Consider the following 25590-nt stretch of genomic DNA (forward strand, 5'->3'; position numbering starts at 1 on the left):
GCCTCGCGACAGCTGGAGGGGTTTTCCCCGGTGACGTCCACCACCCCGCGGGCGTCGCCCGCCCGCGTCACCAGTCGACCTGCACCGAGGGATGGAAGGGGGTGCCCGAGCGGCGCCACGCGTGCGCCTCGCGGGCGACGCGTCGGCGGTAGTCGTCCCAGTCCTTGCGGTCGGGGGCCGTCCAGGCGACCTCCGCGACGGCGCTCAGGCGCGGCAGGAGCATCGTGAACAGCGCGTCGAGCGTGGGGATGCGCTCCGTCCAGACCGCGGCCTCCACGCCCTCGATCGAGTCGGCCGGGAGCCCGGGGACCACCTGCTCGGGCTCCCAGTCGTACGCGTCGCGGACCTCGACGAGCCCCGCCCACTCCTGCCCGAGCGGGAAGTCGGCCGTGTACTTCATGTCGAGGTAGACGCGGTTCGCGGGCGACATGATGACGCGCGCTCCCGCCCTGGCCGCGTCGACGAGGTACGTGAGGTCCATGGGGTGGGTGTCCCAGTACTGCACGAGGGTGCCCGGGCGCAGGGGCGCCTTCGCCGCCTCCTGCCACGCGACCGGCTTCTTGCCCGCCTCGAGGATCAGCCGCTCGCACAGCTCGACGAAGCGCGCGTACTCGGCGGGCTCCATCTTCAGCACCTCGTCGCCGCCGAGGTGCACGTGCTCGCCGTCGGTCGCGTGGGCGAGGTCCGTGAAGACGTCGCGCAGGAAGGGCTCGGTGGCCGGGAGGTCGAACGTCAGGCGCGAGAAGCCCACCTCGATGCCGTGGTAGGCGTCTGTGGGGACGCCGTCGGGCATGAGGTCGCCGTACACGTGGGTCGCCGCGTTGATGTGGCCCGGCACGTCGATCTCCGGCACGACGCGCACGAAGCGCTCGGCCGCGTGGTCCTGCAGGGCGCGGAAGTCGGCGAGGGACAGGTGGCCGCCCGTCCCGCCGGAGGTGTCGCCGCCCGAGGAGAGCTTGGCGAGCTCGGGCCGCGACGGCGACTCGATGCGCCAGCCCTGGTCGTCGGTGAGGTGCAGGTGCAGCACGTTGAGCTTGTACGCCGCCGCGACGTCGACCACGGCCCGCAGCGCGTCGAGCCCGAAGAACGTGCGCGCCACGTCCACGGAGAGACCGCGCCAGGGGTAGCGCGGCGCGTCGTGCACGACGACGTGCGGCACCCGCGCGGGCGCCCCGTCACCCGGCGCGACGACGAGCTGGCGCAGCGTCTGCACCGCGTGGAGCAGCCCGGCCGGCTCGGGCGCCGTCGCGGTGACGCCGGCGGCGTCGACGACGAGGCTGTACCGCTCGGGGCTCGTGGAGCCCTCCGGCCCGGCCGACCCGTCGACGCGCAGGACGAGCGCGGTGCGCTCCCCGTCCGTGGCGGGAACCGCGACGGCGGCGGGGTCGTCATGGGTCGCGGTGACGCCGTCGAGGCCGGAGAGGACGCTCGCGGCGAGGTCGGCGAGCCAGGGGGCGGCGCCGTCGAGACCGACCGCGTGGACCTCCAGGGCACCGACGGGCACGTGGCCCTCACCGGGCTCGACGTGCAGGGGCTGGGGGATGATCGAGACCATCAGGTACCTCGTCGTCTAGGTCTGGTCGAATCGATTCGGCTTTTGCGAGCGACACACCCTAACCCGCGCGCACGGGACCGACCAAGTGCCCTGCGGAGCGGATCGTCAGCGCGACGGCGCCACGTAGCGCGGGCTCGGGTCGAGCGACAGGACGCCCTCGACGTCCCGCGCCGGGTCCGCCGAACCCGTGGTCCAGCCGCCCACCACGCCTGCCGGCACATTGTCGAGCAGCGTGCCCCACTCGCGTGCGCGGGCGCCGAACCCCGCCTGCCCCGTCGGCTGCAGCACGACGGCCGCCTCGCCCGCGCCCACGTCGAGCGCGGCGGCGTCGAGCACCGCCTCGGCGTCGGGTCGCTGCACGACGACGAGCTTCTGCGGCAGGCCCTGCGTGCGCACGACCTCCCCGACGGCGCCGATCGCGGCGCTGAGCTCCGCCGCGCCCACCGTGCCGGCCCGCGACCCCTCGCCCGCGCGGCGCGCGTCGACCGCGAGCGCGACGCCCACGGCCGGGCGTGCGAGCAGGTCCGCGTACTCGGCGACCTGCTCGTCGAAGCTCGCGCGGCCGGGCTCCAGGCGCAGCACGACGAGCACCCCCGCGGCCGCCGCGGTGTCGACGAGCGGGACGAGCTCCTCGGCCGGGATCTCGGTCGAGTAGTCGCGGTCCGCGCCCGGGTTCGACGACGCCCTCGTCGCCGGCACCTCGAGCACCGGGACCACCACGTCGCCCGGGGCGGCCTCCGCGTACGCCGCCGCCGCCTCCTGCGCACGCTCGACGGCCTCCGTCGCCGAGCGCTCCCCCACCGCGACGAGGCCCGACGTCACGGCGTCGGCCTCCACCGCGACGTACCGGACGCCGTCGGCCAGGACGAGCTGCGAACCGCTGGGGAGCAGGTCGCCCGCCTCGGCCGACCGCAGCCGCCACGTGAGGTCGTCGGCCGTGCCGAAGCTCGCGCCGATACCGACGACGGCGAGCGCCTTCGCCGCCGAGATCGCGTCCACGACCTCGGCGGACGCCCGCGGGTCGCCCTGCGGCACCTCGAGCGGCACGGCGCCCGCGGCGCGCGCGGTCGCGATGGCGGCGGACTGCGGTCCGCCCGGCACCGCGAGGCTGCCCGGCTCCGTGAGGGCCAGGACCTCGGTCAGCGTCTCCGGCTCGCCCCGATCGGGAAGCGCGGCGCGGACCTCGTCGAGGTCGCGCTCGTCGAGCGTCCCGTCGGGAAGGAGCGCCCCGACCTCCAGCAGGACGCGCTCGACGCCGTCGACGTCGCCCAGGGTCGCGCGCGCGGGCTCCTCGCCCGCGTCCTCCTGGCCGGGGGGCGCGGGCGGCTCGCCCACCTCGACGACGGCGACCGTGCCGAGCCGGCCCAGCTCCGTGCGCAGCCCGCCGTCCGAGATGGCGCCACCCACGAGCAGCACGGGCGCGGCGAGCTCGACGGCGGCCGCGGCCGCGGTCGCGCGCGCGGCCTCGTCGTCCGCCGTGGCGAGCACGACGACCGGCGCGTTGGTGAAGAACGCCTGGCTGCTCGTCAGCGCGAGCTCCGCCGGCTCGGTCGAGCCGAGCACGAGGACGCCGTCGCTCGGCTCGGCGGCACGGGCGACGAGCCCGGTCTCACCCGAGGACGGCCCGTCGGCCTTCGCCGTCTCCGCGGCACAGCCGCCCAGCGCCACGACGGCACCGAGCGAGAGGACGACGGGGAGGGCGACAGGGACGAATCGGACCTTCCGAGTGTTCACGCCCCCATCATCGCGCACCCGGCGCGGCTCGCCGACCGAGGGATGTGAGGGACTCGTGATGGTCGGACCCGACCGGCCGCGGGGTGGCGTGACCCCCGCCACCCGGACCAGCCGCCGGGCGCGCCGCGGAATCACAGGGCGGGCGGCGCCCCCGACCGGCATACTGGGCAGGCCCTGACCGAACGCCGAGGAGATCGCATGTCGACCCCCGACCAGCCCGACCAGAACCCGCAGCAGCCCGGCGGGACGCCGTCCGGCCCGCCCGCCTACGGCGCGCCGCAGCCCGGCGAGCCGCAGCAGCCGCCGCAGGCCCCGCAGTACGGCGCCCCGCAGGCCCCGCAGTACGGCGCCCCGCAGGCGCCCCAGTACGGCGCACCGCAGGCGGGCGCCCCGTCGTACTCCGCCCCGGGCCAGGACCCGGGCAAGACGATGGGGATCGTCGGCCTCGTGCTGTCGTTCCTCGGCTGCCTCTCGATCGTCGGCCTGATCCTCAGCATCGTGGCCTTCAACAAGTCCAAGAAGGCGGGCTACAAGAACGGCCTCGCGCTCGCCGGCATCATCGTCGGCGCGATCGTGCTCGTCCTGACGATCATCGGCTCGATCGTGTTCTTCAGCACCGTCGGCGCCGTGACGCAGGAGGTCCTCGACGCGTGCTCCGGCGTGCCCTCGGGCACGGTCGTCGAGGTGCGTGGCGAGCCCGTCACCTGCCCCTGACCTCGTCGCGGCCACGCCGCTCCGCGAAGGCCCTCACCGCTCGGTGGGGGCCTTCGTCGTGCCCGGGGCGCCAGCGGGTCACCGACCCGCGGTCAGCGGACGTCCGCGGCGCAGCGGAACCCGAGGTGCGTCGTCGCGCTGTCGTCGGACTGCGCGGACCGCGCCGCGGGCCGGTAGCGGCGACAGTACTCGGGCGCGCACAGGTACGAGCCGCCTTTCGTCACGCGCAGGACCTCCGGCGACGTCGTGGGGGCCAGCAGGTTCGGTCGCCCACCGGCGTCCGGCCCGCGCGTGCCCGGGACGGCGTGGCGCGGCGTGAACGTGTCCGCCGTCCACTCCCACGTGTTCCCGATCAGGTCCACGAGCCCGTACCCGTTCGGCTCGTACGAGCCGACGGGCGACGTCCCGCCCCAGCCCGCGTCGTCGTACGGGAACCGGCCCTGCCACGTGTTGGCCATCAGGCGTCCGCCCGGTGCGAGCTCGTCGCCCCACGCGTACTCCGCGTCGTCGAGACCACCCCGTGCGGCGCGCTCCCACTCGGCCTCGGTGGGCAGACGCCGCCCCGCCCACTCCGCGTAGGCCGAGGCGTCCTCGAACGCGACGAGCACCACCGGGTGGTCCGGCCGGTCGTCGACGCCCGACCCCGGCCCCTGCGGCGACCGCCACGACGCCCCGGGCTGCCACCGCCACCACTGCCGCCAGTCGCGCAGGTCGACCGGGCCCGCCGTCGGGGTGAACACGAGACCCCCGGGCACCAGGTCCGCCGGGTCGGCCCCCGGGAAGTCAGCCGGGTCGAGCGGACGCTCCGCGACCGTCACGTACCCGGTGTCCGCGACGAACGCCGCGAACTGCGCGTTCGTCACCGCGTGCCGCTCCAGGAGGAACGGCTCCACCTGCCGGTCGTGGGCCGGACCCTCCTCCGGGTAGTGCCGGTCCGAGCCCATGCGGAACGTCCCGCCGGGGACCGGGACCAGCACGGTGAGGGTCACGTCGCCAGGATAGGTGCGGCGCGCACCGGCGGCACGGCGGCCACCGCGCTCGCCTCGCTCGCGCGCCGCGAGGTCCACTCGACGTCGGCGGCAGCGCGAGGGCCGCGATCAGGGCAGGGGGCCCCGAGAAAAAGACGAGACCCTCGCCGTCTCAGGTCGTCGACCTGGTCTGGCGAGGGTCTCTCCGGTGGAGCTAGGGGGATTCGAACCCCCGACCTTCTCATTGCGAACGAGACGCGCTACCAACTGCGCCATAGCCCCTCAAGCGAGGAACAGATTAGCACCCCGAGGGCGGGGTCTCGCAAACCGGCCGCCCCCAGGGGGTCTACTGCCCTGCCGCCCGACGGCGCGCCAGGATCTCGTTGAGGTCCAGGCCGAGCGTCTCCGTGGACGGCTTGCGCTCGTCGCCCGCGGCCGGGGTCGGGGCGCCGGACCGGGCGTCGGCGGCCACCACCGGCTCGACGCGGGCCGGCACCGTGGGCGAGACGACGTCGTCGTCCGTGAGCGGGGCGGGCTCGCGGCGGGGCGCCGTGGGCTTCATGGTGTACGTCGGCGGGGGCACGGGCACGGGGTCCCACGCGCGGCCCGTCGGGACGCGCTCCGCGTCGACGGCCTCGACCTCGACGACCGGGGTCGTCTCGCGAACGGTGGTCGGGTCGTCGGCCGCTGGGGCGGGCTCCTCGGACGCGGGACCCTCGGCCGGACCGGACGCGGTGGCCCGCTCGCGGGACGACGCGCCCGTCGTGGTCGGCGCGCCGGCGTCCGCGGAGGCCGCGGCGTTCGCCCGCGCGAGGTCCTGCGGCGTGACGCGCGGGATCATCTGCGTGCTCACCTGCGACCCGTGCACGGCGCGCCCGGTGACGCGCGGGCGCGCACCCCGGGGGGCGGGCGGTGCGCCGAGCACGGCGCCGCGCGCCGCGCGGGCCGCGGCACGACGCTCGGCCAGCCACGCGGCGTCGGACCGCTGGGCGGCGAGCACCGCACGACGGCCGAGCACGAGCACGAGCCCGAGGAACGCCGTCGGGACCACGCCCGCCCACCACGGGACGAGCCCGAGCGCGACGACGACCCACACCCCGACGGTCGCGAGGAGCAGCACGACCGTGAGCGCGAGACGACGGCGCGCGGCGGCGGCGCGCCGCTCGAGGAGCTCGAGGCGGGACTGCTCGGAGGCCGGCTGACGGCGCGGCGGTGCCCCGCGCGAGGGTGACGCGCTGACGGTGCTCCCCATGGCGTGCGTTCCCTCCTCGTCGTGCGTCCGGCCCTCGGGCCGGCTCTGCGTCCCGGCTGCCCCGAGCAGGGGGCGCCCGCCGGCTCCGGCGGGACCGGAGGCGATCGCCGCGACGGTCGTGACGCCGTCGAGCCGGGCGTCCCAGCGGTCGAACCCCCCGCCGCCCGGGCCGGCGACGGCCAGGACGCGCAGGGAGCCGGAGAAGCGGTCGTCCGTGCGCGCGTCCAGCAGCTGCTGCCGGTGACGCACCCGGTGCGGGACGTAGAAGCCGACCCACAGCAGGAACACCGCGAGCGCGACGATCCCCGAGGCCGATTCCACATCACGACCGTAGGCGAGGCCTGCGGCCACGCTCCGCACGCGCCCCGGCGTGTCGGGCGGCTCAGATGCTCTCGCGGCGTGTCGCCTGCCAGCGCGCGAGGAGGCCGTCCGGGACCTCCTCGCTCGTGACGGCGAACGTCCGGTGGTCGCGCCACTCCCCCTGGATGTGCAGGTAGCGCTCGCGGACCCCCTCGTCGCGCAGCCCCAGCTTCTCCACGACGCGCAGGCTCGGGCCGTTCTCCGGGCGGATGTTGATCTCGATCCGGTGCAGGCCGAGGATCGTGAAGCAGTAGTCCGTGGCCATCGCGACGGCGGTCGGGATGACGCCGCGGCCCGCGACGTGCTCGCTCACCCAGTAGCCGATGCTCGCGCCGCACAGCGAGCCGTACGTGATGGACGACACGGTGAGCTGGCCGACGAGCTCGTCGTCCAGCTCGACGGCGAACGGCAGCGAGGACCCCGCGCGCGCCTGCGCCGAGAGGACCCGGACGTACTCCGCGAACGTCGGGGGCCCGCCCGGCGTGCCGGGGCGCGGTGACGTGCCCTCCCAGCGCTCCAGCCAGTCCGCGTTGCGCGCGCGCAGGCGCATCCACGCGTTCGCGTCCCGGCGCCGCAGCGGACGCAGGACCACGGACCCGCCCAGGGTGTCGTCCCGCAGCGTCACGGGCCACGGCTTGGCGACGGTCCAGCCGCGCGCGATCTTGTGGGTCATGCGGCGGTGTACCGTCCTCGGCCTGTCGGTGGGCTTGGCGACGAGGACCGGCGGTGCGCCCGGCCCTCGGTGCACAGGGTGACACCACCGGGCGCCCGCGCGCCACCGACCGGTGACGCGGGCATCCGGTGGTGTCCCCCTGCTCAGACCCCTGCTCGGCCCGTCCTCAGCCCAGCGTGACGACGACCTTCGCCTCCGTGCCCGCGGGCAGCGCCGGGATCGGGGTCGCCGGGTCGTGCTCGACGCCGTCGACCGTCACCGAGCGCACGCCCTTCGACACGTGGTCCGGGTTGCGGACCTCGATGTCGTAGACGGCGCCGCGCCACTCGCGACGCACCTCGAACCCGTCCCAGTCCTTCGGGATCGACGGGTCGACGACCAGGCCGTCGAGCGCGAGGCGGACGCCGAGCACGTACTTGGTCACGGCGGTGTACATCCAGCCGGCCGTGCCCGTGAGCCACGGGTTCTGCGCCTTGCCGAACCACTCGTGGTCGCGGCCGTAGAGGAACTGGACGTACGCGTAGGGCTCCGCCCCGCGGATCTCGATGTTGTCGTTCTGGTGGTACGGCAGGATCGCGTCGTAGAACTGCACCGCCTCGTCGCCGCGGCCCAGCATCGCCTCGGCGATGATCGGCCACGCGTTCGGGTGGGAGAAGATCGCGGCGTTCTCCTTGATGCCCGGGTACACGCGCGTCACGAAGCCGACCGTGTCGTCGACCTTCGTGAACGCCGGCCAGTTGAGGTGGTTGCCGTACTCGGAACCGAGGAGCTCGCGCACCGCGTCCATCGACGCCTCGCCGCGCTCCTGGCTCGTGATGCCCGCGATGACGGGCCACGCCTGGTGCTCGAGGAAGATCTTGCCCTCGTCGTTCTGCGCCGAGCCGATCTTCACGCCGTCGCGCGTGTACCCGCGGATCCACCAGCGCCCGTCCCAGAGCTGCGAGTCCGCGACCTTCGCGATGCGCTCGCGCTCCGCCGTGAACCGCACGACGTCCGCCTCGGCGCGCTCGTCGCCCGCCGCCGCGAGCGGCTCCGCGACCTCGAGGAACGCGCCGATCGCCCACGCGTGGAGGAACGTCACGAGCGACGTCTCGCCGCCGCCGAGGTTGAGGCAGTCGTTCCAGTCGGCGCGCAGGCCAAGCGCGACGCCGTTCTGGCCCACCTGCTCGGCGGAGAACTCGAGCGCGCGGACGAGGTGGTCGTAGACGGTCGCGGGCGTGCCCTCGGCGAACGGGATCTCCAGGTCGAGGAACGCGCGGTCGCCCGTCTCCTTGACGTACTCCACGACCGACGGCACGAGCCACAGGTGGTCGTCGGAGCACGTGTCCTCGAGGCCGTGGATGAGGTCCTTCGGGTCGACCGTCGGGACGATCGTCGGCGACGGGACGTCGGGCAGCTTCTCCGCGTCGGGGTCGAACGCCTTGGGGTCGAACAGGTGCAGGCCGTAGCCGGCCTCCGTCTGGGCCCGCAGGAGCTCGACGATGCGCTGCCGCGTCTTCGTCGGGTTCGAGTGGATGACGCTCATGACGTCCTGCGCCGTGTCCCGGTAGCCGAGCCCGGCGCGTCCGCCCACCTCGACGAACGACGCGAACCGCGACCACACGACGCACGTCTCCGCCTGGAGCAGCGTCCACGCGTTGATCATCGTGTTCATGCCCTCGTGGGGCGTGCGGATGCGCAGCTTGTCCTGCTTGGCGCGCCAGTAGTCGCGCAGGCGCTCGCGCTCGTGGTCGACGGCCGCGACGTCCGAGTACTTCGCCTGGATCGCGCGACCGGCCGCGTCGCGCGAGCCGTAGCCGAGCATGAAGACGAGGCGCTTGGTCTCGCCCGGCGCGAGCGTCACCTTGTGCAGCAGCGCGCCGCAGTGGTTCTGCGTCGTCGCGCTCGCGTTGGAGCCCTCGCCCCGCTCGATCGCGACCGGGTTGCTCTCGGTGCGGTACGGGCCGATGAAGCTGTCGCGCAGCGAGTCGTACGACGACGGCGTCTCGCTCGACGCGAAGTAGTGGTACGTCCAGGGCTCGTAGTAGAAGTCGTACTCGATGATCCCGTCCTCGTACGAGGAGCCGGACGCGTAGAGCGACATCTGCAGGTTCTGGTTGTCGATCGTGATCGTGTGGAACGAGAACTCCACGTACGACCCGACGGTGAGCTCGCGCACCTCGTCCGTCGTGTTGGTGACGCGCACGTCCCACAGCTCGACGTCGTCGTCGAGCGGGATGAAGACCGTCTGCTCGGCGTCGATGCCCTTGTACTCGGAGCGGAAGGTCGTGTAGCTCAGGCCGTGGCGCGTGGTCCAGCGCCCCGCGCCGCCGGCCGGGTCGAGCTCCTCGTCCGGCCCGACGAACGGCTTGCCGACCGGCTGCCAGGACACCGACCAGTAGTCGCCGTCCGCGTCGTCGCGCAGGTAGACGTAGTGCCCGGGGCGGTCGAGCGGCACCCCGTTCTGGCGGAAGCGCGAGATGCGCCCGTACTGCGAGCTCTTGTAGTACGAGTACCCGCCGCCGTGGTGCGACAGGACCGTGCACATGTCCCGGGTGCCGAGGTAGTTCGTCCACGAGACGGGGACGTCGGGGCGCTCGACGACGTACTCGTCGTGCGCGGTGTCGAAGTGGCCGTAGCGCATCGTTGCTCTGGTTCCTGTCCTGGGGTGGGGCTGGGTGCGGCGGGGTGCCGGGTGGGGGCGCGGGCGTCAGACGCCCGCGGTGACGAACCCCTGCAGCCACTCGAGGAGCTCGGCGGCCTTCTCGGGGGTGTCCGCCTCGACGAACATGCGCAGGACGGGCTCGGTCCCGGAGAACCGCAGGAGCGCCCAGTTGTCGTTCTCGAGGAGGATCTTGGTGCCGTCGAGGTGGGAGACCGAGACGACCGGGTACGGCCCGACGTGCGTGAGGGGCTGCGCCTCGAGCCGGCGCGGCACCTCGACGCGCATCTCCGGGGTGGCCGGCACGCCCGCCTCGAGCGTGTACAGGCGACCGGTGATCTCGTAGAGCATCGCGCGCAGCTCGGAGATCCGCTTGCCCGTGCGCGCCAGCATCTCCGCCACGAGGGCGCACGCGAAGATGCCGTCCTTGCCGAGGATCCAGCCGCGGATCGTCAGGCCGCCGGACGACTCGCCGCCGAGCACGGCGCCGATCTCCGCCATGCCCGCGGTGACGTGCTTGAACCCGACCTTGACCTCGCGCGACTCCTCGCCGAAGTGCGCCGCGAGCCGGTCGAGCAGGTGCGTCGTCGCGAGGTTGCGCACCACGCCGCCCTTCTCCCCGCGGACCTCGTGCAGGTACCAGTACAGGAGGAGGAGCAGGTCGTTCGTCGAGATGTACTCGCCCGTCTCGTCGACGATCCCGATGCGGTCCGAGTCGCCGTCCGTCGCCATGCCGAGGTCGTAGCGGCCGCCGCCCTGCTGGATCATCGTCACGAGCGTGCTGAGGCGCTGGAGGTCCGGTGCCGGCGCGACGCCGCCGAACAGCGGGTTGTGCGCCGCGTGGATGAACTCCGACCGCACGCGCATGTCGGACAGGATGGTGCCGAGCGTGAGCTGGCTCGTGCCGTACATCGGGTCCACGACGACCTGCAGGTCCGAGCCGCGCACGGCCTCGACGTCGATGATCCGCTCGATCGCGTCGACGTACGGGTCCGTGAGCGACCGGTCGACGACGACGCCCGTGCGGCGGGCCACGTCGATGTCGAGCGTGATGACGTCGTCGACCGACAGCGCGTTCGCCTCGTCCTGGTAGCGGTCCGTCTCGTCGTCGAGCGGGAGCGAGCCGTCCTGGCGGAACACCTTCATGCCGTTCCACTCGGGCGGGTTGTGGCTCGAGGTGACGATGATGCCGTAGGCCGCCCCGAGGTAGGGCGCGGCGAAGGTCACGAGCGGGGTCGGGACGTCGTCGGGCAGGAGGGTCACGGCGATGTTGTTGCCCGCGAAGACCTCGGCCGCGGCGATGGCCGACTCGCGCGAGAGGAAGCGGCGGTCGCCGCCGATCACGACGCCCTTCCCGTCCAGCCCGCGGCGGATCGTCTCGTTCGCGATGGCCTGGCACAGCCGGCGCACGTTGGCGAGCGTGTAGCCCTCGCCGATGACCGCGCGCCAGCCACCGGTGCCGAACACGATCTTCGTGTCCGTGTTCTTCTTCGGCACGAACAGGCGCTTGAGGACGATGTCCGCCGCCTGGGCGAGCTCGTCCGGGGTGTTGATGCCGCGGACCTCGTCCACGTCGACGATGCGGTACGACGAGATGCGCTTGCCCGCCCCGATGACGCGGCGCGCGAGCTCGGTCAGCCGGTGCTCGCCGTCGGCCGCCATGCGCTCCAGCTCGCCGAACAGCAGGCGGGGCGCCGCGACGTACGCCCCCACGTTGATCTCGGTGCGCGGCTCGGGCGCGGCGTCCGCGACCTCTGACGACTCGAGGATCGCCGTGATCTCGCCCCCGGCGCGGACCACGCGCCCGTAGCCGTCCGGGTCGTCGACGACGGCGGAGAGCAGCGACAGGTCCGCGCCCGTGAGGGTGTGGCGCGTCAGCAGCCCGAGGAGCGACTCGGAGCGCAGCAGCGGCGTGTCCGCGTAGGCGACGAGGACCGGCTCGTCGACGCCCGGCCCGAGCACCGACGCGATCGCCTCGCGCGCCGCGAGGACCGCGTCGCCCGTGCCGAGCGGCGACTCCTGCTCCACGTAGACGACGTCCTCGCCGAGCAGCTCGCGCACGGTCGGGTCGTCGGGCGACACGACCACGACGATGCGGCCCGCGTCGACGACGCGGCGGACGTTCGCGACCGCCAGCTCGACGACCGTCGCGCCGCCCAAGGGCCGCGACAGGAGCTCGCGCGACGCGTCGTCGTGGCCCGCGGCGAGCACGACGGCGGCGCGGCCCGTCCTCGGGTGGGCGCCCCCTCGCGGGGTGGTCGCGGTGGGGTTCGCGGTCGTCGCGGTCATGGCGTCCTCACTGTCGGCACCTCTGTCGGACGGCGACCCATTTGTCAGGAGTCCGAACTACTGGCTCCCTCCGATCATAGGCACCCCGGACGCGTGCACGGAACCCGCTCCGGGCGTCCGGGGCCGAAGGTCACCCGCGCGGCGTCGGCGCGGAGGCGCGCGCCGGGTGACAATAGGGACATGAGTGGCCCGGTCCAGCCATACCCCCTGCACGGAAGCATCGAAGCCGAGGACGCGAAGGAGATCCTCCGCAAGGCCATCCGCACCCACCGCCAGGCGCGGTCCGAGCGGCTCCGCAAGGAAGCGGACGCCGCCATCGCCGACGTCGTCGAGACCATCCCCGAGGTCGCCGCCGCCACGTGCGTCGCGACCTACGCCGCGCGTCCGGGCGAGCCGGGCACGTCGGCGATGCTCGAGCGTCTCGCCGCGCGCGGCGTCCGCCTGCTGCTGCCCGTGCTCGGCGCGGGGCTCCAGCGGGACTGGGCCGTCTACGACGGCCCCGCCGACCTCCAGGTCCGCGCACCCGGGCGACCTCCCGAACCCGGCACCCCGACCCTGGGCCCGGAGGCGATCGCCGAGGCCGACGTCGTCGTCGCCCCCGCGCTCGCCGTCGACTCGCGCGGCGTCCGGCTCGGTCAGGGCGGCGGGTGGTACGACCGCGCGCTCGAGCACGTGCGTCCCGGCACCAAGGTCGTGGCCGTCGTGTTCCCGGAGGAGGTCTACGACGCGAGCGACCGACCGCTGCCGGTCGAGCCGCACGACCGCACGGTCGACGCCGTCGCGACGCCCCTGGGCTGGCGCTGGCTGCCGTAGCGGGCCGCGCCGTCCGCCACCGCGCCCGCGCACGGGGCGGCCGCGCCGGCGGCTCCGCTACGGCACGAGGGTGAGCTCGTCCTTGCTCGCCTCGGCGACCGCCTCGGTGGAGAACGGCCACGCGTACGTCTCGCCGCGGGACCACGTCTTCAGCTGGTCCGCGTAGTGCTTCGACGCCGGGTGCCCGGAGGTGCCCGTGACGGTCACCCACGTCGAGCGGTCGAGGTCGCCGAGGTCGACGACCATGCGCATCGAGGGCCCGGCCGTCACGTCGAACGACCCGGACGCGGCGTCCCACGCGGTCGCGTTGACGATCGACGAGCCACCCGGCATGCCGACCGGGGTGGGGTTGACGTAGTCCCGCACCGGTCCCGGGATCGACTCGCCGCCCAGCACGGGGTGCTTGAGGGCGAGCACGTGGATCTTGCCCCACGCCCAGTCCGACGGCTGCTTGCTCTGCTCGACGGTGAGGTCGAGGCGCGCGGAGACGAGCGCCTGCGTGAGCACCTCGTCGCGCGTCTCGACGACGCTGACGGTCTGGCGGTCGTCCCAGAACGGGTCGGTCGGGTTCTCCAGGAGGTTCTGCACGACGGCGAGCCAGCGGCTGCCACCACCCGGGCGCGCCGACTCGGGCAGGTCGTCCCAGAACGTGAGCTGGAGCAGGTTCCGCCACACGGCCGCGAAGTACGCCGCCGCGGCGGAGTCGGTGTCGGTCCGGTAGTCCCAGTCCGCGAGGAGCTGCTGGCCCTCGGCCGCGAAGTCGTCGTCGATCTCCTGCTCGAGCAGGGGCTGAACGAGCACCTCGGCGTACGGGCTGCGGTCGTCGACCTGGACCTCGTTCATCGTGTCGACGTCCACGGTGCGCCCGGCCGAGATCTCGGCCTCCAGGAGCTGGCGGATGCGCTGCGAGCGGTACCCGTAGTCCCAGTCGGTCGTGAGGAACGGCGCGACGCCGTCCGGCAGCACGGCCTGGTTGGCGGCCACGATGAAGCCCTCGGCCGGGTCCACGACGCGCGGCATCTGCTCGCTGGGGACGTAGCCCTGCCAGTCGTAGCGCTCGTCGGAGCCGTCGCGCGGCCACGTGCCGTCGGAGGGCACCTCGGCGTCGGGGACCGCCTGGCGCACGGGGATCTTCCCCGGCGCCTGGTAGCCGATGTGGCCGTCCGCGGTCGCGAAGACGATGTTCTGGGCCGGCACCTCGAAGAGCGCGGCGGCCGCCTGCATGTCCTCGGCGTCCTGCGCGAGGTTGAACGCGAAGACGGCGTCGGCGGTGCGGCCCGGCTCGAGCGCGGTCCACTGGAGCGCGACGGCGTACTCCCCCAGCCGCGTGTCCAGCGCGGGCGTGTCGACGGCCGCGTCCGTCGCCGGGATCGCCTCGGAGACGATCGGCCCGTGGAGCGTCGAGCGGACCTCGATCTCGATGTCGTCGCCCCCGGCGACGCGCAGCGTCTCGGTGCGGGTCTCCAGCGGGACCCACTCGTCGCCGCGCAGGTACGTGTCGTCGCGCACGCGCTCGACGAAGAAGTCGGTGACGTCGGCGCCCATGTTCGTCAGGCCCCAGGCGAGCTGGGCGTTGTGGCCGATGACGACGCCGGGGAAGCCGGCGAACGAGAAGCCCGCGACGTCGAACCCGCACGCCGGGGAGACCTCGTTGCAGTGCAGCCCCACCTGCGCCCAGATGCCGGGCGCCCCGAGGGCGAGGTGCGGGTCGTTCGCGAGGATCGGCTTGCCCGACGCCGTGTGCTCGCCGGAGACGACCCACGAGTTCGAGCCGGTGCCCTCGCCGCGCCCGATGAGCACGGGGACGGCGCCGAGCGCGCGGTCCGCGGCCTCGAGCGCGGCCTGGAGGTGGTCGGAGCCGTACTCGGCGCGGGCCTGCGGGCCCAGGTCGAGGGCGACCTCCTGCGGGTTCTCGAGCTCGCCGGGGTCGAGGATCGGCGCGTTGAGCTCGGACGGGTAGGCGGGGAACAGCTCCGCGACGCGCGCCGTGTCCTGGAGCGTGCCGTAGGCCAGCGCGCGGTCGAGCTCGTCGTCGTAGTTGCCGCGCAGGTCCCAGGCCATCGCCTTGAGCCACGCGAGCGAGTCGACCGGGTCCCAGGGCTCGGGCTCGGCGACGTCGACCTGCAGCCCGAGCACCGTGTACTCGAGCGCGATCTCCGACGGGCTGCGGTCCTCCAGGTAGGCGTTCACGCCCTCCGCGTACGCCTGGAGGTACGCCTTCGTCTCGGGGGAGACGACGTCCCACTCCTCCTCCGCGACCTGGCGCCAGCCGAACGTGCGCGTCACGGTGTCGGCGGCGATGGCGTCCGGGTTGTCGCCGACGAGCTCGGCGAGCCGCCCCGACGTGACGTGCCGGCGGTAGTCCATCTCGAAGAAGCGGTCCTGCGCCTGGACGTAGCCCTGGGCGCGGAAGAGGTCCTCGGGGGTGTCGGCGTAGATCTGCGGCACGCCCTGGGCGTCGCGCAGCACGGTCACCTCGCTGCCGAGGCCGGGCACGGAGATCTCGCCGGACGCCTGCGGGAGCGGGCGCCGGACGGTGACCACGACGAACGCGGCACCCGCGACGAGCGCGACGACGAGCAGCGCCGCCACGCCGATCAGGACGCGCCGGCGCGCGGACCGGCGACGGCGCCGCGGCGGGGCCGCGGCCTCGCCCGGGGTCGCGGGGTCGGCACCGGTGGCGGGGTCACCGGCGGGGGCCTCGGCGGGTTCGTGCGCAGACACGGATGCGAGACTACCCCGGCCCTGCCCGGGCGCCGGTCCGCGTATGATTAGCACTCGGAAGTTTCGAGTGCCAGGCGGTGTTGACACCGTCGACCAGGCCGAGACCGTCCCGATCCCGACCCGCCGGTGGCCGCCTCGACGGCCGTCTCGTGAACGAGGAGAACCCGTGCCCACCTACGCCTACACCTGCACCGCCTGCGGTCACGCCTTCGACATCCACCAGTCGTTCAGCGACGACGCCCTCACGGTGTGCCCCGAGTGCTCGGGCCGCCTGCGCAAGGTGTTCTCCTCCGTGGGCGTGACGTTCAAGGGCTCCGGCTTCTACCGCACGGACTCGCGGTCCGGCGGGAAGACGTCGACGGCGCCCGCCGCCTCGACGTCCAGCGCGTCGTCGTCCTCGTCGTCGTCGGGGTCGTCGTCGGGCGGCACGAGCTCGGGCGGCGCGTCGAGCAGCTCTGCCGCGTCGTCCTGACCTGAAGCGGCGCCGCCGGGTCGCTCGCCCCTGACGCGCCCCGGCTCCGGCGTCGGCGCCGCACCGGTGCGCGACCGACCACAGCGGGCCGGCCGGCTCACGGTGCGCGGGCCGCGCGCCGCGTCGTCCACAGACCGCCGCGCACCGCGGCCACCGGCTCGCCGCGCGCGGCTACCGTCGCGCCATGCCTCGCTCCTCCCGCCCGCCCGGCCCGTCAGCCCAACCCGGCCGCGCCGCCGCCCGGCGGCGGCTGCTGCACACCCTGTGGTGGCGGTCCCGGTTCGTGGTCGCGGCGCTGTGCTGCGGGCTCGCCGCGTCGGTCGTCGTCGGCGCGCTGCGGCCCCCGCCACCGCCGACGGCTCCCGCCGTCGTGACGGCCCGCGCCGTGCCGCCCGGCACCACGCTCGCGGCACCCGACGTGCGGGTGGACCACGTCCCAGCCTCCCTCCTGCCCGCCGGGGCACCGGCCCAGGCCGACGACGTCGTCGGACGCCGCGCGACCGTCGCCCTGCCGGAGGGCACGCTCCTCCAGGACGGCCTCGTCGCCGGAGGAGAGCTCGCCGCCGGGGCGCCCGACGGGACCGTGGTCGCGCCCGTCCGGCTCGACCCGGGCGTCGCCACGCTCCTCGGGCCGGGCGACCGCGTCGACCTGCTGGCCGCGGGCGACCCGGCCCTCGCGCCGGTGCCCACGGACTCCGCGCAGACGGAGGCCGCTCCCCCGGACGACCCGTACCTGGCCCGCGCCGCGGTCGTCGTGCCGGCGCCCGAGCCCGACGACGGCGGCGGCCTGCTCGGCACCGGTGGGTCAGGCTCCGACGTCGTGACGCTCGTCGCGGTACGCCCCGAGGAGGCCGTCCGGCTGGCGGCGCGGACCGGGCACGCCCCCGTCACGGCCGTCCTGGTCCCCTGACGACTCCGTGAGACCGCCGACCCGCCGGGCGAAGCCGTTGCCGGTCGCGGCGCCCGTTGGCAGGATCACGCGTGCACGTGTGGTGGCGCCGCCGCCACGCGTGCCCGTCGACAGGAGAGGGAAGCAGCACATGAACGGCGTGTTCCAAGGGTTCAAGGAGTTCGTGCTCCGTGGCAACGCGATCGACCTGGCGGTCGGCGTCGTCATCGGGGCCGCGTTCTCCGGCGTCGTCACGGCGATCGTCGAGGACTTCATCAACCCCCTCATCGGGGCGATCTTCGGCAAGCCCGACCTCACCGGCCTGTGGGACATCACGCTGCGCGCGGGGAACGAGGCGAAGGACATCCCGCCCTCCGTCATCTCCGTCGGCGGGGTCCTCAACGCGATCCTCCAGTTCCTCATCATCGCCGTCGCCCTCTACTTCGTCATCGTCCTGCCGATGAACAAGCTCGCGGAGCGCCGCAAGAAGGACGAGGAGCCCGAGCCCGAGGCACCTGCTGAGGACGTGCGCGTGCTCCAGGAGATCCGCGACCTCCTCGCCGCCCAGGCCGGCAGCGGCCCCGGCGCGGCGCCCGGCGGGACGACGCCCGGCGGGCCGACGCCCCCGCGGCACCTCTGACGCCGCTCAGCCGGTCGCCCGGCGAGCCGTCAGTGGCGCCCGTAGTGGGGCGGCACGTCGCCCAGCAGGCGGTCGTCGTTCTCGCCCGGCGCGCCGCGGCGGGGGGCTGACTCGTCGCCCCAGCCCTCGGCCCGCTCGTCGGCGCTCGTGCCGGGCACCACCGTGCTCTCGGTCCCCCGCCGCACGGCCCGCCGCGGACGCCGACGGCGCCCGGTCTCGGCCTCGGGCTCGGGCTCGGGCTCGGGACGGTCGCGCGCGTCGTCGGGCAGGTGCCGCGGGTCGGGGCTCGGGTCGGCGGTCGTGCTCACGCGTCCCATGGTCCCACCGGCGGGGCTACAGGTCCTCGTCGCCGTGCTGCTCGTCGTCGTCGATCACCGGCACGACGACGATCCGGTCGCCCCCGCCCGTCTGCGCGACGCCGCCCGTCTCCGGGAGCCGCGCGTCGCGCACGGCCTGCACGACCCGCCGGATGCGCTCGGCCTCCTTGGCGGGGTCGAGGAACGCGGCGGCGGACCAGACCTGCGCGACCGTCCAGCCGATGCGCTCGAGCCGCTCGGCGACCTGCCGGTCGCGCACGCGGACGCTGCGCTCGGCGACGTAGGCCGCGTCGTCGGTGAGCACGGCGACGAGGAGCTCGCCGGGCAGGTCCGGGTGGCCGACGACGAGCGGGATGCGATCGCCGTCGCCGATGCCGTAGTCGGTCTCGACGACGAGCCCCGCGCGCCAGAGCCGCTCGGCGAGGTCCAGGACGAGCCGGTCGGGGCTGCCGCCGAGGTCGACGCCGTTGCCCAGCGTGACCTGGTCGGCGGCGCCGCTGCGCTGCTCGGCCAGGTCGAGCACCTCGGCGAGCAGCCGGGCGCCCGCGCCGCGCAGGCGCTCGGGGTCGAGGTCGCCCGCCGTGAAGCACGAGACGACGTGGAGACGCCGCCGCGTCGCCCCGACGGCGTCGAGCAGCATGGCCTCGGCGCCCGGGGTGTTGAGGATGCCGAACCGGTGCAGCACGCGGCCGTGCGGCGTCTTCCCGAAGCCGACGGACAGCACGATCGTGTCGCGCACGAGCCCGGCGACGCCGGAGACGTCCGCGACGACGACCGGCTCCGCGCGGGCGCCGGAGAAGAACCCGGCGAGCGCCGGGTTCTGCCGGACCTCGACGAGGAGCGCGTCGCGGATGCGGTCGGCGTGCAGGGGCGTGACGGTGACGATCGCGAGGGACTCGTCCGGCCGGGTGAGCGCGTGCTCGATCGCGACCTCGACGACGCGGTCGACCTCGGCCTGCGTGCTCTCGACCGCGCCGGAGGCCGTGTCGGGCATCCCGGCGCCGTCGACGACGTCGAGCTGGACGAGGACCTCCGCGCGCGGCAGCGGCGACGGGCGCAGGACGCCCGCGTAGCCGTGCTCGGCGAGGAACGTGGTGACGAAGGGGTCGCGTCGCGAGCCGTCGGCGAGCAGCGCGACCGTGGGCAGGAGCTCGGCGAGCTCGCGCACGGTGTCCGTGGACGCCGCCCGCGGGTCGCCGACGGCGACGACCTGCCGCCCGCGCGCGAGCGCCGACAGCACGAGCTCGACGGGCGTGTGCTCGATCGCGTCGAGCACCACGAGGTCGACGGTGCGGGTCGCCGGCACGAGGTGCGGGACGAGCGTCGGGGTGGCGACGAGCACGGGGCGCAGCCGGCGCAGCACGGCGGGGTGCTGCTCCGCCGTCTCGCGCAGGCTCACGAGCCGGCCCTCGAGCAGCTCGGTGAAGAGGGCCTCCGCCTCGTCGCGGTGCTCGCGCATCGCGGTCCCGAGGTGGTCGCGGACCGCCGCCCGGACGGGCGCCGCGAGGGACGCGACGTGCGCGCGGTCGAGCTCGCGGAACCGGCGCGCGAGCGCGTCGAGGCCCGCGCCGTCCTGCCCGGCGAGCGCGTGGTCCTGCGCGAGGATCTGCTCGAACACCGAGCTCCACCAGGCGAGCTCCAGCTCGGGGCCCACCTCGTCGGGCTCGACGCGGCGTGCCGCGAGGTCGGTGAGGAGCTCGCCGAGGCCGAGGTCGGTGAGCCGGTGCTGGATCGCGGTCCGCGCCGGGAGCGCGTCGAGCGCGGCAGCGTCCTCCGCGAGCGCGTCGAGGCGGGCGGCGAGCGCGTCGAGCGGCATGTCGAGCAGCCCGCCGCCCGCAGGCGTGCCCGCGAGCACCGGCTCCAGCTCCTCGGCGTCGATGCGGACGGCCTCGTGCGTGTCCTCGATGGCCGACAGCCCCTCGGGCAGCACGGGCCAGCCGCCACGGGGGCACTGCTCCTGCCAGACGGCGCGCTGCGCCTGGACCTCGACGAGCGCGGCGTGCAGGTCGGGCACGCGGACGCCCGGCCGCACCATGTCGCGCGCCTGACGGCGCAGCCGGCGACGCGCGAACCAGCCCATCTCGATCCCGTGCTGCTCGCGCCACTGCTTCGTCGCGGTCGCCTCCACCATGTCCTGCGCGGTGCGCTCGAAGATGAGCGGCTGGAACACGTCGAGCGTGCCCCGCATCCCGCCGAGCATGGTGAGCTGGTCGCCCCACTGGCGGAGCGTCGTCGCGGTCGTGAGCCCGGTGCGCTCCGCGACCTGCTCGACCTGCGCGCGCAGCTGCGGCAGCGTGTGGGCGCGCAGCCGCTCCACGCGCACGAGGGCGTCATGCGCCTCCTGCGGCGTGGTGAGCGCCGCGCCGTACCAGGGGGTCGACGTCGCGCGGGCGGTGAAGGCGCCGAGCATCGCGGCCTCGCGCAGCTCTGCGGCGACCCGCTCGCGCTGCGGCCCGACGGCGAGCACGACCTCGGTCGTGAGCCGTACCCGCGTATCCGGCGCCGGGCGCTCGGCGGTGAGCCGCGCGAGGGCCTGGAGCGCGTCGTACGCCGACACGCCCCACGGGTCGCGCACGAGGTGCAGCGCCTCGATGTACCCCGCGAGCCGGGCGCGCGCGCCGAGCAGGGCGTCGCGCGTGCGCACGAGGTCGTCGTCCTCGACCGGCTCCGGCTCGGTCGCCATCGCGGCGAGCAGCCGGTGCGAGGCGGTCTCGCGCCACGTCGGCTCGGGGGCGACGTCGAGCGCGAGCCCGTCGAGGCCCAGCGCGTCGAGACGGGCCAGGAGCGCGTCGGCGGCGCGGCGGTGGCCCGGCACGTAGAGGACGTGGCGTCCCGACGCCGCGGCCTCCGCGACGACGGCGGCGAGCGTGCCCGCGACGTCGGACCCGGTGGGGGCATCGACGAACAGGTGCGAGCCGGTCGCGAGGACGTCGACGACGTGCCGCTGGGACGGGTCGAGGTCGCCCGCGCCGCGCTCGAGCACGGGGTCGGCGTCGCCGACGCGCGGTGCGGGAAGGTCGGCCCGCAGCGCAGCGGCGGACCGCTCGTCCCCGGCGAGCGCCGCGACGACCTCGTGCCGCTCGAGCGCGGGTGCGAGCTCGTCGAGGTCGTCGACCAGCACCTGGCCCGGGTGCACGAACGTCCCGACGAGGACCCGGTGGGTGAGGTCGAAGTCGTCGAGGACCGCCTGCCCGAGGGCCGCGATCCGCCGGGTCGCGTCGCCCGGGTCGAAGCCCGCGCCGGTGAACGTGGACCGTGCCAGCGTCACGGGGTCGAGGAGCGCGCCGTGCGCCCGGAGGGTGCGCGCGAGGAGCGGGTTGATCTCGGCGGTGGGCTCGAGCGTGAGCTCGTAGTCCGTCTCGCCGTCGCCCCGGGGCGTGACGGTGAGCGGGCGCAGCAGGACGGGCGCGCGCACCGTCCGGGGTGCGGGCTCCTCCTCGGGGCCCGGCACGCCGTCGGACGGGTCGCCGGGGCGCGTGAGCAGCGCGTCGGCGGCGTCGGGTGCCGACGCCGCGGGCTCGACGTCCGTCGGGCCGCTCGCGTCCCCGTCGGCGGGCACCACCGTGGGCGCGCGGCCGGCGACGCGGGCGAGCGCCGCGACGTCGTCCTCGGCGAGGGGCGCCGTCGGGCTCTGGGTCCAGGTCGCCACGCCGATCGCGAGGTACGTCGGGGCGACGCCGTAGCGCTGCGCGTGCTCGGCGGCCCGCACGACGACGGCGCGCGCCCGCCGGCGGGCGGCGGGCAGGGAGCCGCCCTCCCGGAAGAGGTTCGACAACCGGGTCGGCCGCCCCGCGAAGAGCTGGGCGACGCCGGAGGGGTGCGCGGCGGTGAGGTCGACGACGGCGTCGCCGAGGAGGGAGACGTCGGCGAGCGACGACCCTCCGGCGAGCTCGACGAGCCCGGCGCGCCAGCGGGCGACCGCCTCCTCGACGAGGTCGGACGTCGTGGGCTCGGGCACGAGCACGGGGCGCGACGGCATCACGTCGGCGGCCTCGGCGTCGGGCTGGTCGGTCCCGCCGGGAGGGGTCGAGGGCAGCCGAGCAGGATCGGCCACGCTCCGGGCGGCTGAGCTGGTGCGGGCTGCGGCATTCACCCTCCGACGCTAACCGTCCGCCTCCCGCCGCTCGACGCGGCGCGCCGGGGAGGACGCGACCCGCTGCGCCGCACGGCGCCGGGCCGCGACCACACCTGGGCGCGGGCCGGCGCGAGAACGACGAACGGCCTCGGATCACGAGAATTCGTGTTCCGAGGCCGTCGTTTCCGAGCAATTCCGAGATGTTCTCCCGGAGAAGTGTGAAACAGCGCGCACCGCGCAGGGGGCAGGCGATGCGCGCTGTCGAGAACTATCTTGCACGGCGCGCAGCCCAGGCGTCAACACGGCTCGGGGCCCTGGACGCACGACTACCCGGCGAGCCGCACAAACGCCTGAGAACGACCTGGACGGGCGTCCACCAGAAGGCGCGGCATTCCGCGGGTCTCAGGCCGCCGGCCCGCCATCGAACCGTGTGGTGCGCATCACACGGCGCCCTGCTCGGCGGCCGCCGCACGATCATGACGACTCCCGGCAGGATACGACCCTCCCCGCCGTCCGGCGCACCAGGGGCGCTTGGGGTCCGGCGGGTGCGGCGTCCGGGGCGCTGACCGGCGGCGTCACAGGATCTTCCCGGTTCCTCTGAGGGCCGGGCACGGCCCCCGTGAGCGAGGTCCACACGGACGTCCTACCGTGGAAGGACGCCCGTGGCCCGACGCCGGTCCCTGGCGCGCGGCCGTCACGGCCGGTGGCGGCGGGCGGACCAGCCCGCCGACGACCGGAAACCAGCACCACGTGACCACGCCCTCCGAGAACCCCCGCCTCGACCGCGACGCCCCGCGCGTCCCGCGCGACGAGCCCGGCCCCGACGCCGGACACCCCGCGGGACGCACCACCGCGGAGCCGGCTCCCGAGAAGGAGCGCGAGGCCCCGGCCCGCCTCTCGCTCACCCAGGTCATCGCCAGCGCCCTCGCCGCGGTGAGCACCACCGTGCTCCTGTCCTACTTCGGGACCGCCGGGACGATCATCGGCGCCGGCATCGCCAGCGCGCTGACCGTCGTCGCGAACTACGTCTACACGCGCTCGATCCAGAAGACGCGCGAGCAGCTCGTGCCCGTCGTCGGCAAGGTCGTGCAGGCCACCGCAGGCACGGGCACCACCCGTACCCGCACCACCACGGCGGTCGCGTCGGTGCCTCGCGGGGCCGTCGAGCCCGACGCGCGGGCGGACAGCGTCGAGACGGCGGTGGCCACCGCGGTCGGCTCGGCAGGGGCCGACGGCGAGGCGGCCGGGGCGGCCGGGACGGACGACTCCGAGGGTGGGCAGAACCGCTGGCTGCGGCTCATCGACCGGTACGGGCGCGGCCGCGTGCTCACCGTGACGGCGCTCGCGCTGTTCGTCGCCGTGATGGGCGTGGTCCTCGTCGTCGAGCTCGTCCTCGGCAAGCCCCTCGCGGACGCCGTCCGCGGCGTCGAGGGGTCGGGCACGACGATCAGCCACCAGCGGACCCCGAGCACCGAGGACCCGACGACGCCGGCGCCCAGCACGCCCTCGCAGGGCCCCGCGACCGTGCCGACGCCGGGCCCGAGCCCCTCGCCGTCGACGACGCCGTCCGACGAGCCGTCCAGCACGCCCACGCCCACCCCGGAGCCGACCGTGGACCCCACCCCCGACCCGACGACGCCGGAGGAACCCGCCCCGACGCCCTCGACGGGCCCGGGCGAGGGGGCCGGGGGCACCGGCGGCGGTACCGAGTCCGAGGCGGAGACCGGCACGGGCGACGGGAGCACCGGGACCGCGCCGACGCCGTCGACGCCCGGTAGCGCGCCCGCCCCGACGCCCGCGTCGGCCTAGCCGGACCGGGGGCGACCCGACCGCGTCCGCACGCGCGAGAGCCCCGCAGTCCCGTCCGGGAGTGCGGGGCTCTACCGTCTGCGGCGCCTACCGCAGGATCGCGTCGATGCGCTCGGCGCAGTCCCCGCCGGCGCGTCCCGCCTCGTCGACGACGACGGACGCGAGCTCGCGCAGGCGGACGTTCTTGTCGTTCGAGACCTGCTTGAGGCGGGCGAACGCCTCGTCGGCGCTCACGCCGTGCGCGGCGATGAGGATGCCCTTGGCCTGCTCGATCGGGCCACGACCCTCGGCCGCCGCGGTGATGTCCCGGCGCGCACGCTCCTGCGCGCGCCCCGCGACCGTCGTCGTGATGTCGACGAAGTAGCCCAGCAGCTCGACGACCTCACCCGACTCGCGGTCCCGGCGCCCCTGCCCCACGAGGACGACGTACCGCTCGACGCCGTGGGCGTCCATGATGCGGTGCACGCTCGAGAAGGGCTCGCCCGTGGCCTCGGCGTGGTCGAGGACCGCACGGACGTGCTCGCGGTCGTCGGGATGCTTGTGCGCCAGGACGAGCTCGGTGGTCGGCACCACGTCGCCCGGCTCGAACCCGTGGACCCGGTACGTCTCCGACGACCACCACCAGGTGCCGGTCTTCAGGTCGAGGCGGTACTGGCCGATCTTCTGGCCCGTCTCGCGGGTCAGGGATGGGTCGATGGCATGGTCGTCTACGGACATGTCGGTGCTCCGTCTTCTCCAGAGGATGAGGAGCCAGGTCCAGACTCAACCCTTCGACCGTACTCCCGAACCGTGAAGTCCGACAGGTGGCGAGCACGGGGAGACGGTTCTTAGGGTGTCCTTGCGGCCGAGGTGCCGCAGGGGGCACCGGCCCGTGAAGAAGCCCGCAGCCGGTGCACCTCTGACCGAGCAGTGCTCGGCCAGAGGCCGCCGCCCAGGCGGGCTCCGCGAGACGTCGCGCCGCAGGCACACGACCGGGCCCCCGGCCTGTCTACGCTGAGCGGGTGAACCACGTGCCGGACGAGGGACCGTTCTTCCACGGGACGAAGGCCGACCTGCGGGCAGGTGATCTGCTGACCGCGGTGTTCCGGTCGAACTACCGGCCCGAGATCGTCATGAACCACGTCTACTTCACCGCGCTCGTCGGCGGCGCCGCGCTCGCCGCCGAGCTGGCGGCCCGCGACGCCGCCCCGCGTGTCTACGAGGTCGAGCCGACCGGCCCGTTCGAGGACGACCCGAACGTCACCGACAAGAAGTTCCCGGGCAACCCCACGCGGTCCTACCGGAGCAGCGCGCCCCTGCGGGTGGTCCGTGAGGTCGCCGAGTGGCCACGCCTGAGCCCCGAGGAGCTCGCGAGCTGGCGCGCGCGCCTCGCGGCTCTGCGGACCGAGGAGCGCGGCGAGATCATCAACTGACCAGAGCGTGGTGCGGATGACGACCGGGCCGACGTCCCGCAGCACGCGCACACCTGCCAGGGTCGGTGACGGGCGTTCGACCTCTGTCCTGCTCGGTGCGCCTGGCCAGATTCGAACTGGCGACACCCGCTTTAGGAGAGCGGTGCTCTATCCCCTGAGCTACAGGCGCGTGGCCCCGGGTCAGGGCCGCAGCACAGCCTAGCCGTCACGGGCGCCCGGAGGCGAAGCGCCCCGGCGGCCGCCCCGGCCCCGG

The 25590-nt window shown here is 74.9% G+C and carries 18 protein-coding genes and 2 tRNA genes; 7 read left to right on the top strand and 13 right to left on the bottom strand.

Features of this window, described 5'->3' with window-relative positions; translation table 11 throughout:
- Positions 1-67: 67 nt before the first annotated feature.
- Positions 68-1555, bottom strand: coding sequence for a family 20 glycosylhydrolase (locus HKK73_RS14825; protein ID WP_171468293.1), 1488 nt, complete (start codon positions 1553-1555; stop codon positions 68-70).
- A 105-nt stretch (positions 1556-1660) separates the two neighbouring features.
- Complete coding sequence (locus tag HKK73_RS14830) at positions 1661-3289, bottom strand: hypothetical protein (protein WP_171468294.1); 1629 nt, start codon at positions 3287-3289, stop codon at positions 1661-1663.
- Between the two features lie 198 nt (positions 3290-3487).
- On the opposite strand from HKK73_RS14830, the gene HKK73_RS14835 reads away from it, so the two are divergent.
- Complete coding sequence (locus tag HKK73_RS14835; protein ID WP_051028544.1) at positions 3488-4003, top strand: DUF4190 domain-containing protein; 516 nt, start codon at positions 3488-3490, stop codon at positions 4001-4003.
- A gap of 92 nt (positions 4004-4095) precedes the next feature.
- On the opposite strand, the gene HKK73_RS14840 is transcribed toward HKK73_RS14835, so the two are convergent.
- The 6 genes from HKK73_RS14840 to HKK73_RS14865 form a co-directional block, all read right to left on the bottom strand.
- Positions 4096-4947 carry a formylglycine-generating enzyme family protein gene (locus tag HKK73_RS14840; protein ID WP_253705951.1) on the bottom strand — a complete coding sequence of 284 codons (852 nt, stop codon included), beginning with the start codon at positions 4945-4947 and terminating at the stop codon, positions 4096-4098.
- Between the two features lie 233 nt (positions 4948-5180).
- Positions 5181-5253 (bottom strand) — tRNA-Ala (locus HKK73_RS14845).
- 64 nt (positions 5254-5317) lie between these two features.
- Positions 5318-6544 (bottom strand): hypothetical protein, encoded by a 1227-nt coding sequence (locus HKK73_RS14850; RefSeq protein ID WP_171468296.1) that lies wholly within the window; start codon positions 6542-6544, stop codon positions 5318-5320.
- 61 nt (positions 6545-6605) lie between these two features.
- Complete coding sequence (locus HKK73_RS14855; protein WP_043657664.1) at positions 6606-7256, bottom strand: GNAT family N-acetyltransferase; 651 nt, start codon at positions 7254-7256, stop codon at positions 6606-6608.
- A 166-nt stretch (positions 7257-7422) separates the two neighbouring features.
- Complete coding sequence (locus tag HKK73_RS14860; protein WP_171468297.1) at positions 7423-9879, bottom strand: GH36-type glycosyl hydrolase domain-containing protein; 2457 nt, start codon at positions 9877-9879, stop codon at positions 7423-7425.
- Positions 9880-9945: 66 nt separating this feature from the next.
- Positions 9946-12186 carry an NTP transferase domain-containing protein gene (locus tag HKK73_RS14865; RefSeq protein WP_171468298.1) on the bottom strand — a complete coding sequence of 747 codons (2241 nt, stop codon included), beginning with the start codon at positions 12184-12186 and terminating at the stop codon, positions 9946-9948.
- Positions 12187-12366: 180 nt separating this feature from the next.
- Here HKK73_RS14865 and HKK73_RS14870 point away from each other — a divergent pair, with 180 nt between their 5' ends.
- A complete protein-coding gene (locus HKK73_RS14870; RefSeq protein ID WP_034654285.1) occupies positions 12367-12999 on the top strand; it encodes a 5-formyltetrahydrofolate cyclo-ligase in 633 nt (210 codons plus the stop codon).
- Between the two features lie 57 nt (positions 13000-13056).
- Here the strand turns inward: HKK73_RS14870 and HKK73_RS14875 are convergent, their stop codons facing one another.
- Positions 13057-15600: a penicillin acylase family protein gene (locus tag HKK73_RS14875; RefSeq protein WP_371810628.1), complete on the bottom strand. Its 2544-nt coding sequence runs from the start codon at positions 15598-15600 to the stop codon at positions 13057-13059.
- A 289-nt stretch (positions 15601-15889) separates the two neighbouring features.
- Between HKK73_RS14875 and HKK73_RS14880 the strand changes: the two genes are divergently transcribed.
- The 3 genes from HKK73_RS14880 (at position 15890) to mscL (ending at position 17724) form a co-directional block, all read left to right on the top strand.
- Positions 15890-16195: an FmdB family zinc ribbon protein gene (locus HKK73_RS14880; RefSeq protein ID WP_170982199.1), complete on the top strand. Its 306-nt coding sequence runs from the start codon at positions 15890-15892 to the stop codon at positions 16193-16195.
- A gap of 184 nt (positions 16196-16379) precedes the next feature.
- Positions 16380-17105 carry an SAF domain-containing protein gene (locus HKK73_RS14885; protein ID WP_171468300.1) on the top strand — a complete coding sequence of 242 codons (726 nt, stop codon included), beginning with the start codon at positions 16380-16382 and terminating at the stop codon, positions 17103-17105.
- A 130-nt stretch (positions 17106-17235) separates the two neighbouring features.
- Positions 17236-17724 carry a large conductance mechanosensitive channel protein MscL gene (gene mscL / locus HKK73_RS14890; RefSeq protein ID WP_171468301.1) on the top strand — a complete coding sequence of 163 codons (489 nt, stop codon included), beginning with the start codon at positions 17236-17238 and terminating at the stop codon, positions 17722-17724.
- 29 nt (positions 17725-17753) lie between these two features.
- On the opposite strand, the gene HKK73_RS14895 is transcribed toward mscL, so the two are convergent.
- Both HKK73_RS14895 and HKK73_RS14900 read right to left on the bottom strand, forming a co-directional pair.
- A complete protein-coding gene (locus tag HKK73_RS14895) occupies positions 17754-18032 on the bottom strand; it encodes a hypothetical protein (protein WP_171467141.1) in 279 nt (92 codons plus the stop codon).
- A gap of 25 nt (positions 18033-18057) precedes the next feature.
- Positions 18058-22095: a hypothetical protein gene (locus HKK73_RS14900; RefSeq protein ID WP_371810559.1), complete on the bottom strand. Its 4038-nt coding sequence runs from the start codon at positions 22093-22095 to the stop codon at positions 18058-18060.
- A 771-nt stretch (positions 22096-22866) separates the two neighbouring features.
- Here HKK73_RS14900 and HKK73_RS14905 point away from each other — a divergent pair.
- A complete protein-coding gene (locus tag HKK73_RS14905) occupies positions 22867-23925 on the top strand; it encodes a hypothetical protein (protein WP_043654257.1) in 1059 nt (352 codons plus the stop codon).
- Positions 23926-24012: 87 nt separating this feature from the next.
- Here the strand turns inward: HKK73_RS14905 and HKK73_RS14910 are convergent, their stop codons facing one another.
- A complete protein-coding gene (locus tag HKK73_RS14910; protein WP_051028106.1) occupies positions 24013-24642 on the bottom strand; it encodes a PAS and ANTAR domain-containing protein in 630 nt (209 codons plus the stop codon).
- 284 nt (positions 24643-24926) lie between these two features.
- Between HKK73_RS14910 and arr the strand changes: the two genes are divergently transcribed.
- Entirely contained in the window at positions 24927-25337 is a 411-nt protein-coding gene (arr, locus tag HKK73_RS14915) for an NAD(+)--rifampin ADP-ribosyltransferase (protein WP_171468302.1), read from the top strand.
- A gap of 96 nt (positions 25338-25433) precedes the next feature.
- On the opposite strand, the gene HKK73_RS14920 is transcribed toward arr, so the two are convergent.
- Positions 25434-25506 (bottom strand) — tRNA-Arg (locus HKK73_RS14920).
- Positions 25507-25590 lie beyond the last annotated feature (84 nt).

Source organism: Cellulosimicrobium sp. 72-3 (assembly GCF_013127315.1).
GTDB lineage: Bacteria > Actinomycetota > Actinomycetes > Actinomycetales > Cellulomonadaceae > Cellulosimicrobium > Cellulosimicrobium funkei.

Bases quoted from the DNA above. Each gene is read 5' to 3' on its own strand.
- HKK73_RS14855 (WP_043657664.1), bottom strand. From the start codon at position 7,256: ATGACCCACAAGATCGCGCGCGGCTGGACCGTCGCCAAGCCGTGGCCC.
- HKK73_RS14840 (WP_253705951.1), bottom strand. From the start codon at position 4,947: ATGGGCTCGGACCGGCACTACCCGGAGGAGGGTCCGGCCCACGACCGG.
- HKK73_RS14825 (WP_171468293.1), bottom strand. From the start codon at position 1,555: ATGGTCTCGATCATCCCCCAGCCCCTGCACGTCGAGCCCGGTGAGGGC.
- HKK73_RS14885 (WP_171468300.1), top strand. From the start codon at position 16,380: ATGCCTCGCTCCTCCCGCCCGCCCGGCCCGTCAGCCCAACCCGGCCGC.
- mscL (WP_171468301.1), top strand. From the start codon at position 17,236: ATGAACGGCGTGTTCCAAGGGTTCAAGGAGTTCGTGCTCCGTGGCAAC.
- HKK73_RS14865 (WP_171468298.1), bottom strand. From the start codon at position 12,186: ATGACCGCGACGACCGCGAACCCCACCGCGACCACCCCGCGAGGGGGC.
- HKK73_RS14860 (WP_171468297.1), bottom strand. From the start codon at position 9,879: ATGCGCTACGGCCACTTCGACACCGCGCACGACGAGTACGTCGTCGAG.
- HKK73_RS14835 (WP_051028544.1), top strand. From the start codon at position 3,488: ATGTCGACCCCCGACCAGCCCGACCAGAACCCGCAGCAGCCCGGCGGG.
- HKK73_RS14870 (WP_034654285.1), top strand. From the start codon at position 12,367: ATGAGTGGCCCGGTCCAGCCATACCCCCTGCACGGAAGCATCGAAGCC.
- HKK73_RS14910 (WP_051028106.1), bottom strand. From the start codon at position 24,642: ATGTCCGTAGACGACCATGCCATCGACCCATCCCTGACCCGCGAGACG.